At 70.9% G+C, this 13,979-nt stretch carries 16 protein-coding genes, 1 tRNA gene and 1 riboswitch; of the genes, 7 read left to right on the forward strand and 10 right to left on the reverse strand.

Annotated features, from left to right (window positions below; translation table 11 throughout):
- A complete protein-coding gene (locus tag AC07DA_RS25120) occupies window positions 1-822 on the reverse strand; it encodes an ABC transporter permease (protein ID WP_479130454.1) in 822 nt (273 codons plus the stop codon).
- A complete protein-coding gene (locus tag AC07DA_RS25125; RefSeq protein WP_479130455.1) occupies window positions 815-1,615 on the reverse strand; it encodes an ABC transporter permease in 801 nt (266 codons plus the stop codon). The genes AC07DA_RS25120 and AC07DA_RS25125 overlap by 8 nt, the downstream gene beginning before the upstream one ends.
- 490 nt (window positions 1,616-2,105) lie before the next feature.
- Here AC07DA_RS25125 and AC07DA_RS25130 point away from each other — a divergent pair, with 490 nt between their 5' ends.
- A complete protein-coding gene (locus AC07DA_RS25130) occupies window positions 2,106-4,493 on the forward strand; it encodes a transglycosylase domain-containing protein (RefSeq protein WP_479130456.1) in 2,388 nt (795 codons plus the stop codon).
- Between the two features lie 9 nt (window positions 4,494-4,502).
- Here the strand turns inward: AC07DA_RS25130 and AC07DA_RS25135 are convergent, their stop codons facing one another.
- The 3 genes from AC07DA_RS25135 to AC07DA_RS25145 all read right to left on the reverse strand — a co-directional run bounded on the left by AC07DA_RS25135 (window position 4,503) and on the right by AC07DA_RS25145 (window position 5,717).
- Window positions 4,503-4,823, reverse strand: a complete 321-nt coding sequence (locus AC07DA_RS25135; protein WP_479130457.1) for a DMT family transporter — start codon at window positions 4,821-4,823, stop codon at window positions 4,503-4,505.
- A gap of 33 nt (window positions 4,824-4,856) precedes the next feature.
- A riboswitch (guanidine-III (ykkC-III) riboswitch) is annotated at window positions 4,857-4,923 on the reverse strand.
- A 63-nt stretch (window positions 4,924-4,986) separates the two neighbouring features.
- Window positions 4,987-5,343, reverse strand: a complete 357-nt coding sequence (locus tag AC07DA_RS25140) for a GroES family chaperonin (RefSeq protein ID WP_094052261.1) — start codon at window positions 5,341-5,343, stop codon at window positions 4,987-4,989.
- 44 nt (window positions 5,344-5,387) lie between these two features.
- Window positions 5,388-5,717 carry a DUF3618 domain-containing protein gene (locus AC07DA_RS25145; RefSeq protein ID WP_479130458.1) on the reverse strand — a complete coding sequence of 110 codons (330 nt, stop codon included), beginning with the start codon at window positions 5,715-5,717 and terminating at the stop codon, window positions 5,388-5,390.
- Window positions 5,718-5,812: 95 nt separating this feature from the next.
- Between AC07DA_RS25145 and bcp the strand changes: the two genes are divergently transcribed.
- The 4 genes from bcp to AC07DA_RS25165 all read left to right on the forward strand — a co-directional run bounded on the left by bcp (window position 5,813) and on the right by AC07DA_RS25165 (window position 7,671).
- The gene (gene bcp, locus AC07DA_RS25150; RefSeq protein ID WP_479130459.1) at window positions 5,813-6,280 is read left to right on the forward strand and encodes a thioredoxin-dependent thiol peroxidase; all 468 of its coding nucleotides are present in this window, start codon (window positions 5,813-5,815) and stop codon (window positions 6,278-6,280) included.
- A 147-nt stretch (window positions 6,281-6,427) separates the two neighbouring features.
- A complete protein-coding gene (locus tag AC07DA_RS25155) occupies window positions 6,428-7,090 on the forward strand; it encodes an HNH endonuclease (protein WP_479130460.1) in 663 nt (220 codons plus the stop codon).
- Window positions 7,087-7,581, forward strand: a complete 495-nt coding sequence (locus tag AC07DA_RS25160; protein ID WP_479130461.1) for an HNH endonuclease — start codon at window positions 7,087-7,089, stop codon at window positions 7,579-7,581. The genes AC07DA_RS25155 and AC07DA_RS25160 overlap by 4 nt, the downstream gene beginning before the upstream one ends.
- 15 nt (window positions 7,582-7,596) lie before the next feature.
- A tRNA-Leu gene (locus AC07DA_RS25165) sits at window positions 7,597-7,671 on the forward strand.
- A 43-nt stretch (window positions 7,672-7,714) separates the two neighbouring features.
- Here AC07DA_RS25165 and rdgB read toward each other — a convergent pair.
- The 4 genes from rdgB to AC07DA_RS25185 all read right to left on the reverse strand — a co-directional run bounded on the left by rdgB (window position 7,715) and on the right by AC07DA_RS25185 (window position 10,040).
- On the reverse strand, window positions 7,715-8,317 hold the full coding sequence (gene rdgB / locus AC07DA_RS25170) for an RdgB/HAM1 family non-canonical purine NTP pyrophosphatase (protein ID WP_479130462.1): 603 nt from the start codon (window positions 8,315-8,317) through the stop codon (window positions 7,715-7,717).
- A gap of 96 nt (window positions 8,318-8,413) precedes the next feature.
- Entirely contained in the window at window positions 8,414-8,812 is a 399-nt protein-coding gene (locus AC07DA_RS25175; RefSeq protein ID WP_479130464.1) for a hypothetical protein, read from the reverse strand.
- A gap of 144 nt (window positions 8,813-8,956) precedes the next feature.
- Window positions 8,957-9,694, reverse strand: a complete 738-nt coding sequence (gene rph / locus AC07DA_RS25180; protein ID WP_479130465.1) for a ribonuclease PH — start codon at window positions 9,692-9,694, stop codon at window positions 8,957-8,959.
- 112 nt (window positions 9,695-9,806) lie between these two features.
- Entirely contained in the window at window positions 9,807-10,040 is a 234-nt protein-coding gene (locus tag AC07DA_RS25185; RefSeq protein ID WP_030868674.1) for a PTS sugar transporter subunit IIB, read from the reverse strand.
- Window positions 10,041-10,217: 177 nt separating this feature from the next.
- Between AC07DA_RS25185 and AC07DA_RS25190 the strand changes: the two genes are divergently transcribed.
- The gene (locus tag AC07DA_RS25190; RefSeq protein ID WP_479130466.1) at window positions 10,218-11,531 is read left to right on the forward strand and encodes a PTS transporter subunit EIIC; all 1,314 of its coding nucleotides are present in this window, start codon (window positions 10,218-10,220) and stop codon (window positions 11,529-11,531) included.
- Window positions 11,532-11,708: 177 nt separating this feature from the next.
- Window positions 11,709-12,971 carry a PTS transporter subunit EIIC gene (locus AC07DA_RS25195; RefSeq protein ID WP_479130467.1) on the forward strand — a complete coding sequence of 421 codons (1,263 nt, stop codon included), beginning with the start codon at window positions 11,709-11,711 and terminating at the stop codon, window positions 12,969-12,971.
- A gap of 63 nt (window positions 12,972-13,034) precedes the next feature.
- On the opposite strand, the gene AC07DA_RS25200 is transcribed toward AC07DA_RS25195, so the two are convergent.
- Complete coding sequence (locus AC07DA_RS25200) at window positions 13,035-13,787, reverse strand: MBL fold metallo-hydrolase (RefSeq protein WP_479130468.1); 753 nt, start codon at window positions 13,785-13,787, stop codon at window positions 13,035-13,037.
- Window positions 13,788-13,979: the final 192 nt, after the last annotated feature.

Below are 13,979 nucleotides of genomic sequence, written 5' to 3' on the forward strand. Positions count from 1 at the left end.
TCAACTCCCTGTACTCCGGTACGAGCGCAGCCCCGCCCGCCATGCCGTGCCCGCCAGCGCGCCGCACACCACCGCCACCAGCGGCGAGGCGTACGCCGCCCACCCGGGCAGCCCGATCGGATACGGCCTGCCCAGCACATGGGCGGCGGGCACCCAGTTGACGAAGGCCAGCGGCACCACGAAGGTCACCGAGCGCACCAGGTCCCTGCCGAACACACCGGGCGGGTACTGCAGCAGGGTCGTCCCGCCGTAGGTGAAGGCGTTCTGCACCTCGGCGGCGTCCTGCGCGAAGATCTGGAAGGCCGCGCCCGCCACGAACACCGCCGAGAAGATCGCCGCGCCGCTGACCACCATCACCGGCACCAGCAGCGCCTTCGCCACGGTCCAGTCGACGTCCACCGACACCAGCGCCCAGCCCAGCACCACCGCGCCCTGGGTGACCCGGCCCAGCCGGCGCAGCGCGAAGCGGTCGGCCCCGACCTGGGCGAGCACCGGCGCGGGGCGCACCAGCAGCGTGTCGAAGGAACCGTCGCGCATGCGGGCGCCCACGGTCTCCATCGAGCCGAGCAGCAGATCGGCGATGCCGAACGCCGTCACCGACAGCCCGTACAGGAAGGCCACCTCGGGCAGCGACCAGCCGCCCAGCGAGTCCACCTGCGAGAACATCAGCAGGATCGCCACGAAGTCCAGGCCGGTCACCGTCAGGTTGCCGACCACCGTGACGGCGAAGGAGGCGCGGTAGGTCATGCTGGAGCGCACCCACATGCCGGCGATCAGCCGGTAGGCCCGCACCCCCTCGGCCAGGGCACTGCGCTCACCCACCCTGCACCACCACCCGCCGGGTCGCGGCCGACTGCACCAGCCGGCCCGCTGCGAGCAGCGCCACCGCCCACGCCGCCTGGAACGCGAACGCCCGCAGGGCGCTCGTCTCCCCCATCAGCACGTCCGCCGGCATCTGGATCTGCGCCGCCCACGGCAGCACCCGCACGACCTCGCCGAAGGCGCCCGGGAACGCGTTCAGCGGCAGCACCATGCCGGAGAAGAAGATGCCCGTGACCATCAGGGCCTGGTTGACGCCCATGCCGTCCATCAGCCAGAAGACGCTCAGCGCCGCCAGGTAGCGGATCGCGAAGCTGACGACCGCCGCCAGCAGCAGCGTGATGACGAAGGCCGCCCACGCGATGACGTCCGCCGGCAGCGCCATGGGGAAGAACGCCGCGCCGAACAGGAAGGGGATCACACCCCGCCCCAGCATCTGGAACAGCGCCCGCCCCAAGTCCCCCGCCAGCCACCACAGCTGAAGATCGGCCGGCCGGTACAGGTCGACGGCGATCTCACCGGTGCGGATGCGCTCCATCAGGTCCCGCTCGGCACCGCCGCCCTGGATGGCGAGGGTGGCGTAGAGGCACTGCCCCAGCCAGACGTAGGTGACGGCCTGCGCCTGGTCGTACCCGCCGAGGTGCGGCTTCTCGTCCCACAGGGCGAGGTACGTGTGGACGAGGATGACGCCGAAGACCGTGTTGGTGAACACCCCGGCCGCCGTGGCCGCCCGATAGGTCGCGTACCGCCTGAATCCCCCCGCCGCGACGGCCGCGTACAACCGTCCCGAGCCCACCTCCACCACCCTCCCCGCCGCCCGGCACCGAAGCGCAGGAGCCTAGTGCTCCGACGGACCGGCCCGCCACGCGATTTCCCGCACGGGCGGGGGCGCCACGGGGCGAGCGCGCGCCGGCAATGACGGTACGATCCGTTGCGTCCGCGTGGGCCGAGGCGCCCGTGGCCAGGGCGAGCGGCGTGACGGCGGTGCCGGCCGGGCGGAGCGTGCGGGCCGGCGCGTCCCCGGCCGGACCACCCTCGGGGGCGTGTCCCCCTCGGGGCGGATCTCGCACGAGCAGGATCTCGGCGCGCACAGGCGGGCGAGGGTGCGGTCCACCCTGGGCTCGCCTGCGCGTTCGTCCGCGCCGCCCGCCTCGCCCACGGCTCACGGCACGGCCCTCGATCAGGGAACTGATCGCCGGATGGGACAGTCTTCATCACAGGGGCGCAAGAGCGAGCAGAGACGTACGGGAACGACGTACGACGCGAAACAGGAGTCCGTGCACGACATGAGTGACGAGCCTCAGCCGCAGCAGCCGAACCCGGGCTGGGCACCGGGAGAGCCGCAACCGGACGGCGACTCCGGCACGCCCGCCGGGAAACCGAAGCGGACGGGCTGGCGCCGGGCCATCCCGACCTGGCGCATGACGCTGGGCGCGTTCCTCGTCACCGCCCTGCTGCTCGTCGGCGCGTTCTTCCTGGGCTACTCCCTGGTGAAGATCCCGCCGGCCAACGCGCTCGCCACCAAGCAGGCCAACGTGTACCTGTACGCGGACGGCTCCGTGATCGCCCGCGACGGCGAGGTCAACCGGGAGAACGTCACCCTCGCGCAGGTCTCCAAGGACGCCCAGCACGCCATCCTGGCCGCCGAGGACCGCGACTTCTACACGGAGTCGGCCGTCGACCCCAAGGCCATGGTCCGCGCCGCCTGGAACACGGCCCTCGGCAAGGGCAAGCAGTCCGGCTCCACGATCACCCAGCAGTACGTGAAGAACTACTACCTGCGCCAGGAGCAGACCGTCACGCGCAAGGCCAAGGAGTTCTTCATCGCGATCAAGCTGGACCGCGAGGTGAGCAAGGACCACATCCTGGAGGGCTACCTCAACACCAGCTTCTTCGGCCGCAACGCCTACGGCATCCAGGCCGCCGCCCAGGCCTACTACGGCATGGACGCCAAGGACCTCGACCCGGCCCGGGCCGCCTACCTGGCCGCGCTCGTCAACGCGCCCAGTCAGTACGACGTCGTCGCCCACCCCGAGAACCGCAAGGCCGCCGAGTCCCGCTGGAACTACGTGCTGGACGGCATGGTCAAGAAGGGCTGGCTCAGCGAGTCGAAGCGGGCCGGCATGAAGTTCCCGGTGCCGAAGGAGTCCACCCTCTCCACCGGCATGTCCGGGCAGCGCGGCTACATCGTCCGGATCGTCAAGGACTACCTCGTCCAGAACAAGATCGTCGACGAGGCCAGGCTCGACGCCGGCGGCTACCGCATCACCACCACCCTGCAGAAGCCCAAGCAGGACGCCTTCGTGAAGGCCGTCAACGACAAGCTGATGGACAAGCTGGACAAGAAGGGCAACAAGGTCGACCGCTACGTGCGCGCGGGCGGTGCCGCCGTCGACCCCAAGACCGGCAAGGTCGTGGCGATGTACAACGGCATCGACTACGTCAAGCAGTACACCCCGAACGCCACCCGCAGGGACTTCCAGGTCGGCTCCACGTTCAAGCCCTTCGTGTTCACCGCGGCCGTCGAGAACCACAGCGAGACGCAGGACGGCCGCGTCATCACCCCGAACACGATCTACGACGGCACCAACAAGCGCCCCGTCCAGGGCTGGGCCGGCGACCCGTACGCCCCCGAGAACGAGGACCAGGTCTCCTACGGCGACATCACCGTCACCGAGGCCACCGACAAGTCCGTGAACTCGGTGTACGCGCAGATGGCCGCCGACGTCGGCCCGCAGAAGGTCAAGCAGACCGCCATCGACCTCGGCATCCCCGAGGCCACGCCCGACCTGGCCGACGGCCCCGCCATCGCGCTCGGCACCGCCACCGCCAGCGTCCTCGACATGGCCGAGGCCTACGCCACCCTCGCCAACCACGGCCGCCACGGCGCCTACACGATGGTCGAGAAGGTCACCCGGGAGGGCACCCCGATCGACCTGCCCGAACGGCGCACCCGGCAGGCCGTCAGCCGCGAGGCCGCCGACACCACCACCAAGGTCCTGCAGAGCGTCGTCCAGAACGGCACGGCCGCCGCCGCCCAGGCCACGGGCCGCCCCGTCGCCGGCAAGACCGGCACCGCGGAGAACGACAAGGCGGCCTGGTTCGCCGGCTACACGCCCGACCTCGCCGTGGTCGTCTCCGTCATGGGCCAGGACCCCGTCACCGCCGCCCAGAAGCCGCTGTACGGCGCCCTGGGCCTGCCGCGCATCAACGGCGGCGGGCCGCCCGCCGAGATCTGGGCGCAGTTCACCCGCGACGCCCTCAAGGGCAAGCCGGCCAAGGACTTCGACCTGCGGCTCCAGCCCGGCGCCGACGTCGCCCAGGCCCCCGGCACCGAGGCCCCGGCCGACCCGGCCACCGGAGCCACCGACGGCGGCTCCTCCACCGGCGGCCAGGACGACGGCGCCCAGACGCCCAGCCAGACCCCGAGCGCGCCCGAGGGGCAGAACCAGGGCCAGAGCGCCGGCGCCACCACCGACGGCGGCACGGGCGGGGAGTCCCCCACCGGCGGCGGCACCGCGGACGGCGGCACGGGCGACGGCGGCGCCACCGGCGGTGACGGCGGCACGGCCGACGGCGGGGCCACCGGCGGCGACACCGGCGACGGCGGCACCGCGGAAGGCCCGACGGGCCCCGGCTGGGGCGTCGTCCCGCAGGGCGCGCGCCGCGAATGACGCGATGACTCAGTGGCCGCTGGTCGCCTTCAGCCCCACCACGGCGACCAGCAGCAGGCACACGAAGAAGATCCGGGCGGCGGTGGCCGGCTCCCCCAGCACCACCATGCCGAACACCGCCGCCCCGGCCGCGCCGATCCCCACCCACACGCCGTAGGCGGTACCGATGGGCAGGGTCTTGGCGGCCTGCGACAGCAGCAGCATGCTGGCGACGATTCCGGCGCCGGTGAGCACACTCGGGACCGGGCGCGTGAAGCCGTCGGTGTACTTCAGGCCGACGGACCACGCCACTTCGAGCAGACCGGCGACGACGAGCAGGACCCAGGCCATGGCGGCACCTCCGGGAAACGGGCTGACGGTGGCGGTGCGTCGTCTTTGCCTTGATCCCGGTACGGCGCGTCTCGTCGGGGTCCCTCCAACGTAGCAAAGCCCCGGTCCACGGCGAAGGGGCCGGTGACGAGCGTCACCGGCCCCTTTCCGCTGCCGCGCGGACCTACAGGTACAGGCCCGTCGAGTCCTCCGACCCCTCGAACCGGTCCGCGGCCACGGCGTGCAGGTCGCGCTCGCGCATGAGCACGTACGCGATGCCCCGCACCTCGACCTCGGCACGGTCCTCCGGGTCGAACAGGACCCGGTCGCCCGGCTCCACGGTCCGCACGTTCTGCCCCACCGCGACGACCTCCGCCCAGGCCAGCCGCCGGCCGACCGCCGCCGTGGCGGGGATCAGGATGCCGCCGCCGGAACGCCGCTCGCCCTCGCTGGTGTCCTGCCGCACGAGTACGCGGTCGTGCAGCATCCGGATGGGCAGCTTGTCGGGATGGGTGCTGTGCTCGTTTCTGTTGGCGCTCACGCCCTGAAACCTACCTGTCTTCCCGGGGGACGTCCGCAGTCGGGTCAGCCCTTGCGCCGTCGCGAGCCGAGCGCGAGCAGCCCGACCACACCCACGACGACGAGCGCGACGGGCACGACCCGCTCCAGCCGGGGCGCCCCGTCCTCGTCCACGAAGCGCGCGCGCACGTCCGAGACGGCCTTGTTGACCCCCACGTAAGCCCGCCCGAGGGTGTGGTCGATGTTCGAGGCGACCTTGGCCTTGGCATCCCCGACGATCGTCTTCGGGTGCACGCGCACCCCGATCTCGTCGAGCGTCTCGGCCAGGGTCGCGCGGCGGCGCCTGATGTCCGCCTCGATCTGCGCCGGGGTTCTGGTGTCCGCCGTGTCCGCCACCGTGTCGCCTTTCGAAGTCGGTATGAGCCTGTGCCGGACAGTCTGTCAGCTCCACGGCTCATCGCATCGCGTCGACCCCCGGTTAGGCTGGCCCGATGAGCGAGCGACTGCAGCCGGGGGACGTGGCCCCCGCCTTCACCCTGCCCGACGCCGACGGCACCGAGGTGTCCCTGGCGGACCGCGAGGGCCGCAAGGTCATCGTGTACTTCTACCCGGCCGCCCTCACGCCGGGCTGCACGAAGCAGGCCTGCGACTTCACGGACAACCTCGAGCTGCTGGCGGGCGCGGGCTACGACGTCATCGGGATCTCCCCCGACAAGCCGGAGAAGCTGGCGAAGTTCCGCGACAAGGAGTCCCTGAAGGTGACCCTCCTCGCCGACCCGGACAAGAAGGTGCTGGAGGCCTACGGGGCCTTCGGCGAGAAGAAGCTGTACGGCAAGACGGTCGTCGGCGTCATCCGCTCCACGGTGATCGTGGACGAGCAGGGCAAGGTCGAACGCGCCCTGTACAACGTCAAGGCGACGGGCCACGTGGCCAAGATCATCAAGGATCTGGGGATCTGACCCACCCTGCCCCACCCGAGAGCGGCTCGCACCGGTACACGCCGGCCCGGGCCGCTCCGCTTTTCGGGCGTGACGATCGGATGAACGGTTCGTTATTCCGTACGAGATCACGAACGCGTGGTCGACGTGCGATCGGCAGGGGGCGCGATGGGGGCCAGTGCGTACACGAGGGAACGCCTGGAGGAGGCGGCCCGGGGGGCGCGGACGCTGTCGGAGGCGTTGGGGAGGTTGGGGGTGGAGCCGGGGAGTTCGACGCGGCACTACGTCAGCCGGCGGATGAAGAAGCTGGGCGTGGACACGTCCCACTTCGCGCGGGAGGGCGGCAAGTGGACGAAAGAGGTCCTGCAGGCGGCCGTGGCGGTCTCGGCCAGCACGAATGACGTGTTGCGTCATCTCGGCCTGGATCTGGTCGGAGGACATCACACGCACATCAGCCGCAGGATCAGGGCGTACGGCATCGACACCTCGCACTTCGTGCCCGTGGCCCGCACGGAGAGGATGAGGGACAACCAGCGCCGCCGAACCGCCGCGGACATCCTCGTCGAGGACACGTCGCCACACGCCCGGCGGGTGCCCGGCGCCCGCCTCAAAAGGGCGATGCGGGAGGTGGGCGTCGAGGAGCGCTGCGCCCTGTGCGGCATCGAAGCGCTCTGGCTGGGCGAACCCCTGCCCCTGGAGGTGGACCACATCGACGCCGACTGGCGGAACAACAGGGTGGAGAACCTCCGGCTCCTGTGCCCCAACTGCCACGCGACGACCGACAGGTACCGGGGACGCGGCGCGCGGCGCGGACAGGGGCGTACCGCATGAGTCCACGACAGGCCCCGCCCACAGCCGGGCAGGTACGGGCCGCGGTCGCCGCGTCCACCTCCCTGGCGGAGGTGCTGCGCCGCCTGGGCCGTCCGGACAACGGCGGCCAGCGGGTGATGCTGCGCCGTTGGCTCGCCCAGGAGCACCTCGACACGGCGCATTTCCTGGGACAGGCGCACAACCGCGGCAAGCCGGGCACAGTTCCGGTCAAGCGTCCCGAGGAGATTCTGGTCCGGCACGGCGGCCGGCACCGCACCCGAACCTCGCTGTTGCGCCGGGCGCTCGCGGCCGTCGGTGTGCCGGAGCGGTGCGCGCGCTGCGGCACGGGACCCGAGTGGCTCGGCAAGCCCATGACGCTGGAGGTGGATCACGTCAACGGGGACTGGAGCGACGACCGGCGCGAGAACCTGCGCCTGCTGTGCCCGAATTGCCATGCGATCACCAGGACGTGGTGCCGAGGAGGCCGCCGGGCGATCCGCGAGGCCCAGTAGAGTAGGCACCGCTGTGGGCCCGTACCCCAGCTGGCAAGAGGGCGCCGGTTTAGGTCCGGTGTGTCGTGGGTTCGAGTCCCACCGGGCTCATCCGGGAAGGGCGCACACATCAGTGGGCGCCCTTCCGCGTACCTCAGCCCACCAGCTCCCGCACCACTGGTACCAGTGCCCGGAACGCCTTCCCCCGGTGGCTGATCGCGTTCTTCTCCTGGGGGGTCAGTTCCGCGCAGGTGCGGGTCTCGCCCTCGGGCTGGAGGATCGGGTCGTAGCCGAAGCCGCCCGTGCCGGCGGGTTCGTGGCGCAGGACGCCGCGGAGCTGCCCCTCGACGACCCGCTCCGTGCCGTCGGGCAGGGCCAGGGCCGCCGCGCAGGCGAAGTGGGCCTGGCGGTGTTCGTCGGCGATGTCCGAGAGCTGCGCGAGGAGCAGGTCCAGGTTGGCCTTGTCGTCGCCGTGGCGGCCGGCCCAGCGGGCGGAGAAGATGCCGGGGGCGCCGTTGAGGACGTCCACGCACAGTCCCGAGTCGTCGGCGACGGCCGGCAGGCCCGTGGCCCGGGCCAGGGCGTGGGCCTTGAGCAGGGCGTTCTCGGCGAAGGTGACGCCCGTTTCCCTGACGTCGGGGATGTCGGGGTAGGCGTCGGCGCCGACGAGTTCGTGGGGCAGTCCGGCTTCGGCGAGGATCGCGCGCAGCTCGGTGATCTTTCCGGCGTTGCGGGTGGCGAGGATCAGGCGGCTCATGGGGTCACAGTATTCCGCGCCCGGAAAGGGGCGTGGGGACCTGGGCGGGCGACCGGGGCGAGCTCGCGGCCGGTCACCCGCCGTCCGTCGCCGGCGTTACGGCGTGCACACCTTCGTCAGTTCGCCCGCCGCGTCCGTGACGGGGCTGATGTCGGGCGTCTCGTCGCCGTTCCTGATCGACGTGCGGACGTTGTCCACGGCCTTGTCGAGGTCGTTCACGGCCTGTTCGACGTCCGCGTTGTCGGTCTTGTCGCCGATCTCGCCGAGGTTCTCGTCGATGGAGTCGAGGGACTTGTCGAGCTGCGTCGGGTCGTTCGCGGCGTTCTCCACGGCCTGCTGGAGGTCGGTGACGCTGTCGGCGATGGCGTCGGCGGTCTGGACGCAGTCCAGCGCCTTGTCGACGGCGGCGCAGCCGGTGGTGAGTCCGGCGGTCAGCGCGACGGCCGCCAGGGTGGCGGCGACGGCTGCGGTGCGACGTCGGCGGCTCGCGGCCATGGAACGGTCCCTCTCGTTCGGTCGGGCCGGTCGGGCCCGTGTGGCTGGCCGGGCGCACAGGGATGAGCCGTGCGCCCGTACTCCTTCAGACGCGCCGGTGCTCGGCGCGGTTGCCCGTGCCGAGCACCCGTTTTGGTGCGCCCTTTACTTTTCGAGGACCGTACCGAGGGCGTCGCGCTGGTGGGCGGCGAGTTCGGTGCAGCCGGCGACGGCGAGGTCGAGGAGGGCGTCGAGTTCCTCGCGGGCGAAGGGCTCGGCCTCGGCGGTGCCCTGGACCTCGACGAAGCGGCCGTCGCCGGTGCAGACCACGTTCATGTCGGTGTCGGCCTTGACGTCCTCCTCGTAGCAGAGGTCGAGGAGCGGGACGCCGCCGACGATGCCGACGGAGACGGCGGAGACGGTGCCGGTCAGGGGCTTGCGGCCGGCCTTGATCAGCTTCTTGCCCTGGGCCCAGGCGACGGCGTCGGCCAGGGCCACGTACGCGCCGGTGATGGCGGCGGTGCGGGTGCCGCCGTCGGCCTGGAGGACGTCGCAGTCGAGGACGATCGTGTTCTCGCCGAGGGCCTTGTAGTCGATGACGGCGCGCAGCGAGCGGCCGATGAGCCGGCTGATCTCGTGGGTGCGGCCGCCGATGCGGCCCTTGACGGACTCGCGGTCGCCGCGGGTGTTGGTGGAGCGGGGCAGCATGGAGTATTCGGCGGTGACCCAGCCCTCGCCGCTGCCCTTGCGCCAGCGCGGGACGCCTTCGGTGACGGAGGCGGTGCAGAAGACCTTGGTGTCGCCGAAGGAGACGAGGACGGAGCCCTCGGCGTGCTTGCTCCAGCCGCGCTCGATGGTGATGGGGCGGAGCTGCTGGGGGGTGCGGCCGTCGATTCGAGACATGGCGCCGAGCCTATCCGTACGCGCGGAACGGGCCCCTCCCGCGGTGGGGAGGGGCCCGTCGCCGGTGGTGTCAGGGTCCGTCAGGGGTGAAGCCCGGGACGATCCCCGCGCTTCACATCATGTCCTCGATCTCCGCCGCGATGGGGTCGGCGTCGGTGCCGATGACGACCTGGATGGCGCTGCCCATCTTGACGACGCCGTGGGCGCCGGCGGCCTTCAGGGCGGCCTCGTCGACCTTGGCGGGGTCCACGACCTCGGTGCGGAGGCGGGTGATGCAGCCTTCGACTTCTTCGATGTTGTCGATGCCGCCGAGCCCGGCAACGATCTTCTCAGCCTTGGTGGCCATGTTCGTTCTCCCTGATCCGAACCGCTTTGTCGCAGTAACCCACAGTTGGCCCATCTTCGCGAGCGGTCCTGTCGTGTGTGCCGAAGGATGGCGTCACGCCGGTGCGACCGTCTCGAACGACTGGTCTACACCACGAGCCCGTCTCACGACAAAAGTCTCTCGCCGGAGGGGACCGGAATGAGTGCCGACAGCCCCACCGGCGCCGAGGCCGCCGCCCGTCCCGCGCGCGCCCGCTGGAACCGGCTGTTCCAGGGGCTGCAGAAGATGGGCCGCAGCCTGCAGCTGCCGATCGCGGTGCTGCCCGCGGCGGGGATCCTCAACCGGCTCGGGCAGCCGGACGTGTTCGGGGACGACGGGCTGGGCTGGACGAACGTCTCGAAGGTGATGGTGGGGGCGGGCGGGGCGCTGCTGGACAGTTCGCTGGGGCTGCCGCTGCTGTTCTGCGTGGGTGTCGCGATCGGGATGGCGAGGAAGGCCGACGGGTCGACGGCGCTGGCGGCGGTGGCCGGTTTCCTCGTGTACTTCACGGTGCTGCGGCAGTTCCCGGAGGACTGTCCGGAGGGGTCGGTGGCGGTGCCGAACGTGGGCTGCCAGCTGACCGACGGGGCGCGGACGGTGACGGCGTTCACGTTCCAGAACCCGGGGGTGTTCGGGGGCATCGTGATGGGGCTGCTGGCGGCGTTCTTCTGGGCGCGGTTCCACCGGACCCGGCTGGTGGACTGGCTGGGGTTCTTCAACGGGCGGCGGCTGGTGCCGATCCTGATGGCGTTCGTGGCGATCGCGTTCGCGGCGCTGTGCCTGTGGGTGTGGCCGCCGATCGGTGACGCGCTGGAGAGCTTCAGCGACTGGATGGACGGGCTGGACGCGTGGGGCGCCGGTGTGTTCGGGGTGGCGAACCGGGCGCTGCTGGTGGTGGGGCTGCACCAGTTCCTGAACGTGCCCATCTGGTTCCAGTTCGGTTCGTACACGAAGCCGGACGGGACGGTGGTGCACGGTGACATCAACATGTTCCTGGCGGGCGACCCGGATGCGGGGCAGTTCACCTCGGGCTTCTTCCCGATCATGATGTTCGCGCTGCCGGCGGCGGCCCTGGCGATCACGCACTGCGCGCGGCCGGACCGGCGCAAGGAGGTCGGCGGTCTGATGCTGTCGGTGGCGCTGACGTCGTTCGTCACCGGCATCACGGAGCCGATCGAGTACTCGTTCCTGTTCGTGGCGCCGGTGCTGTACGCGGTGCACGCGCTGCTGACGGGGGTGTCGATGGCGGTGACGTGGGGGCTGGGGGTGCACGACGGGTTCAGCTTCTCGGCGGGGCTGATCGACTACGTCATCAACTGGAACCTGGCGACCAGACCGTGGCTGATCATCCCGATCGGGCTGGGCTTCGCGCTCCTCTACTACGTGATCTTCCGGTTCGCGATCACGAAGTGGGACCTGCGGACTCCGGGGCGGGAGCCGGAGGAGGACGTGGAGGACAGCGCCAAGGCGTGATCGTCCGGGGCGGGCGGAATTGGCGGGTTCCACTCGTTCGGCCTACCGTGCTACAACTGGTCTACACCACTCACCGGTGGAGGTCGCGCGGTGGATACCGCGTTCCCCTTTCTTTGAGACGCCGCCGTCCCCCGTCGATTTTCTCCTGGGCGGCGCCGTGCCCCATGGAGGAAGTTCATGTCCACAGACACCGCCGCGCCCGCGAGCCCGAGCAGAGGGTCGGCCGTGATGGCCGTCCTGCAGCGCATCGGGCGCAGCCTGATGCTGCCCGTCGCGGTGCTGCCCGCCGCCGCCCTGCTGGTCCGGCTCGGCAACACCGACATGCTGGGGCGCGAGTCGTTCCCCGCCTTCATCACGAAGATCGCCGGTTTCATGGCGGCCGGCGGCAACGCCATCCTCGACAACATGGCGCTGCTGTTCGCCGTGGGCATCGCCATCGGCTTCGCCAAGAAGTCGGACGGCTCCACCGCCCTGGCGGCCGTGGTCGGTTACCTGGTCTTCAAGAACGTGCTGGCCACGTTCACCGACGGCAGCCTGCCGAAGAAGGAAGCCATCGTCGACGGCAAGATCGTGATGGTCGAGCAGGCGGTCGACGCCAAGGTGCTCGGCGGTGTGGTGATGGGCCTCGTCGTCGCCCTGCTCTACCAGCGCTTCTACCGCACCAAGCTGCCCGACTGGGCGGGCTTCTTCGGCGGCCGCCGCCTGGTTCCGATCCTGTCGGCCTTCGCGGGCCTGCTCATCGGCATCGTCTTCGGTTACATCTGGCCGGTCCTCGGCACGGGCCTGCACAACTTCGGCGAGTGGCTGGTCGGCTCCGGCGCGGTCGGCGCGGGCATCTTCGGTGTCGCCAACCGCGCGCTGATCCCGATCGGCATGCACCACCTGCTCAACTCCTTCCCCTGGTTCCAGGCCGGCACCTACGAGGGCAAGAGCGGCGACATCGCCCGGTTCCTGGCGGGCGACCCGACCGCCGGGCAGTTCATGACCGGCTTCTTCCCGATCATGATGTTCGCGCTGCCCGCCGCGTGCCTCGCGATCGTGCACTGCGCCCGCCCCGAGCGCCGCAAGGTCGTCGGCGGCATGATGTTCTCCCTCGCGCTGACCTCGTTCGTCACCGGCGTCACCGAGCCGATCGAGTTCACCTTCATGTTCATCGCCCCGGTGCTGTACGCCATCCACGCGGTGCTCACCGGTGTCTCGATGGCTCTGACCTGGGCCCTGGGGATGAAGGACGGCTTCGGCTTCTCCGCCGGCGCGGTCGACTTCTTCCTCAACCTGGGCATCGCGACCAACCCGTGGGGCCTGGCCCTGGTCGGCCTGTGCTTCGCGGCGGTCTACTACGCGGTCTTCCGCTTCGCGATCACCAAGTTCAACCTGCCCACGCCCGGCCGGGAGTCCGACGAGGAACTCGCCGAGCTGCAGAAGGCGGAGGCCAAGTAGCCCGCACGACGGCCGAAGGCCCCGGAACCGCTCGGTTCCGGGGCCTTCGCGCGTGCGGGCCGTTCAGATCTCGTACGTCTGCCGGGGCGCGGCGAGCTCCACGGGACCGTCGTAGACCTCGCGGGCGTCGACCAGGTTGACCTGCGGGTCCGTCCACGGCGGGATGTGCGTGAGGACCAGGCGCCGGGCACCGGCCCGGGCGGCCGTCTCACCCGCCTCGCGGCCGTTGAGGTGCAGGTCGGGGATGCTCTCCTTGCCGTGCGTGAACGCGGCCTCGCACAGGAACAGGTCGGCGTCCCGGGCGAGTTCGTCCAGGGCGGGGCTCACGCCGGTGTCGCCGGAGTACGTCAGGACCCTGCCCTCGTGCTCGACGCGGATGCCGTACGCCTCCACGGGGTGGGCCACCCTGTCGGTGTGCACCGTGAAGGGGCCGATGTCGAAGGTGGACGGCTTGACCGTGTGGAAGTCGAAGACCTCGCTCATGGACGAGGCGGTGGGGGTGTCCGCGTAGGCGGTGGTCAGCCGGTGTTCCGTGCCCTCGGGGCCGAAGACGGGGAGCGGGGCGCAGCGGCCGCCGTCGTGGCGGTAGTAGCGCGCCACGAAGTACGCGCACATGTCGATGCAGTGGTCGGCGTGCAGGTGGCTGAGGAAGATCGCGTCGAGGTCGTAGAGACCGCAGTGGCGCTGCAGCTCGCCCAGGGCGCCGTTGCCCATGTCGAGGAGCAGCCGGAAGCCGTCGGCCTCGACGAGGTAGCTCGAGCAGGCCGATTCCGCGGACGGGAACGACCCCGAGCAGCCGACGACGGTGAGCTTCATGAAGCAGAAACCTCCGCTGGCGGGATGAGTCCGGTAGGGGCGTCGGGGGTCGTGCGGTTCGTCGAGCGTAAGGCGCGAAACCTCCGGTAGCTCCTCCGCCAAGGCCCGTTGTGGGCGAACTCACCTGTGGTGTCACCGGTTCGGCTGGCAGCGCCGGGCGCGGTCCCCGGAAGGAGGGGCGCGCGGGAGGGA

It is taken from the genome of Streptomyces sp. NPDC044921 (genome assembly GCF_056432865.1).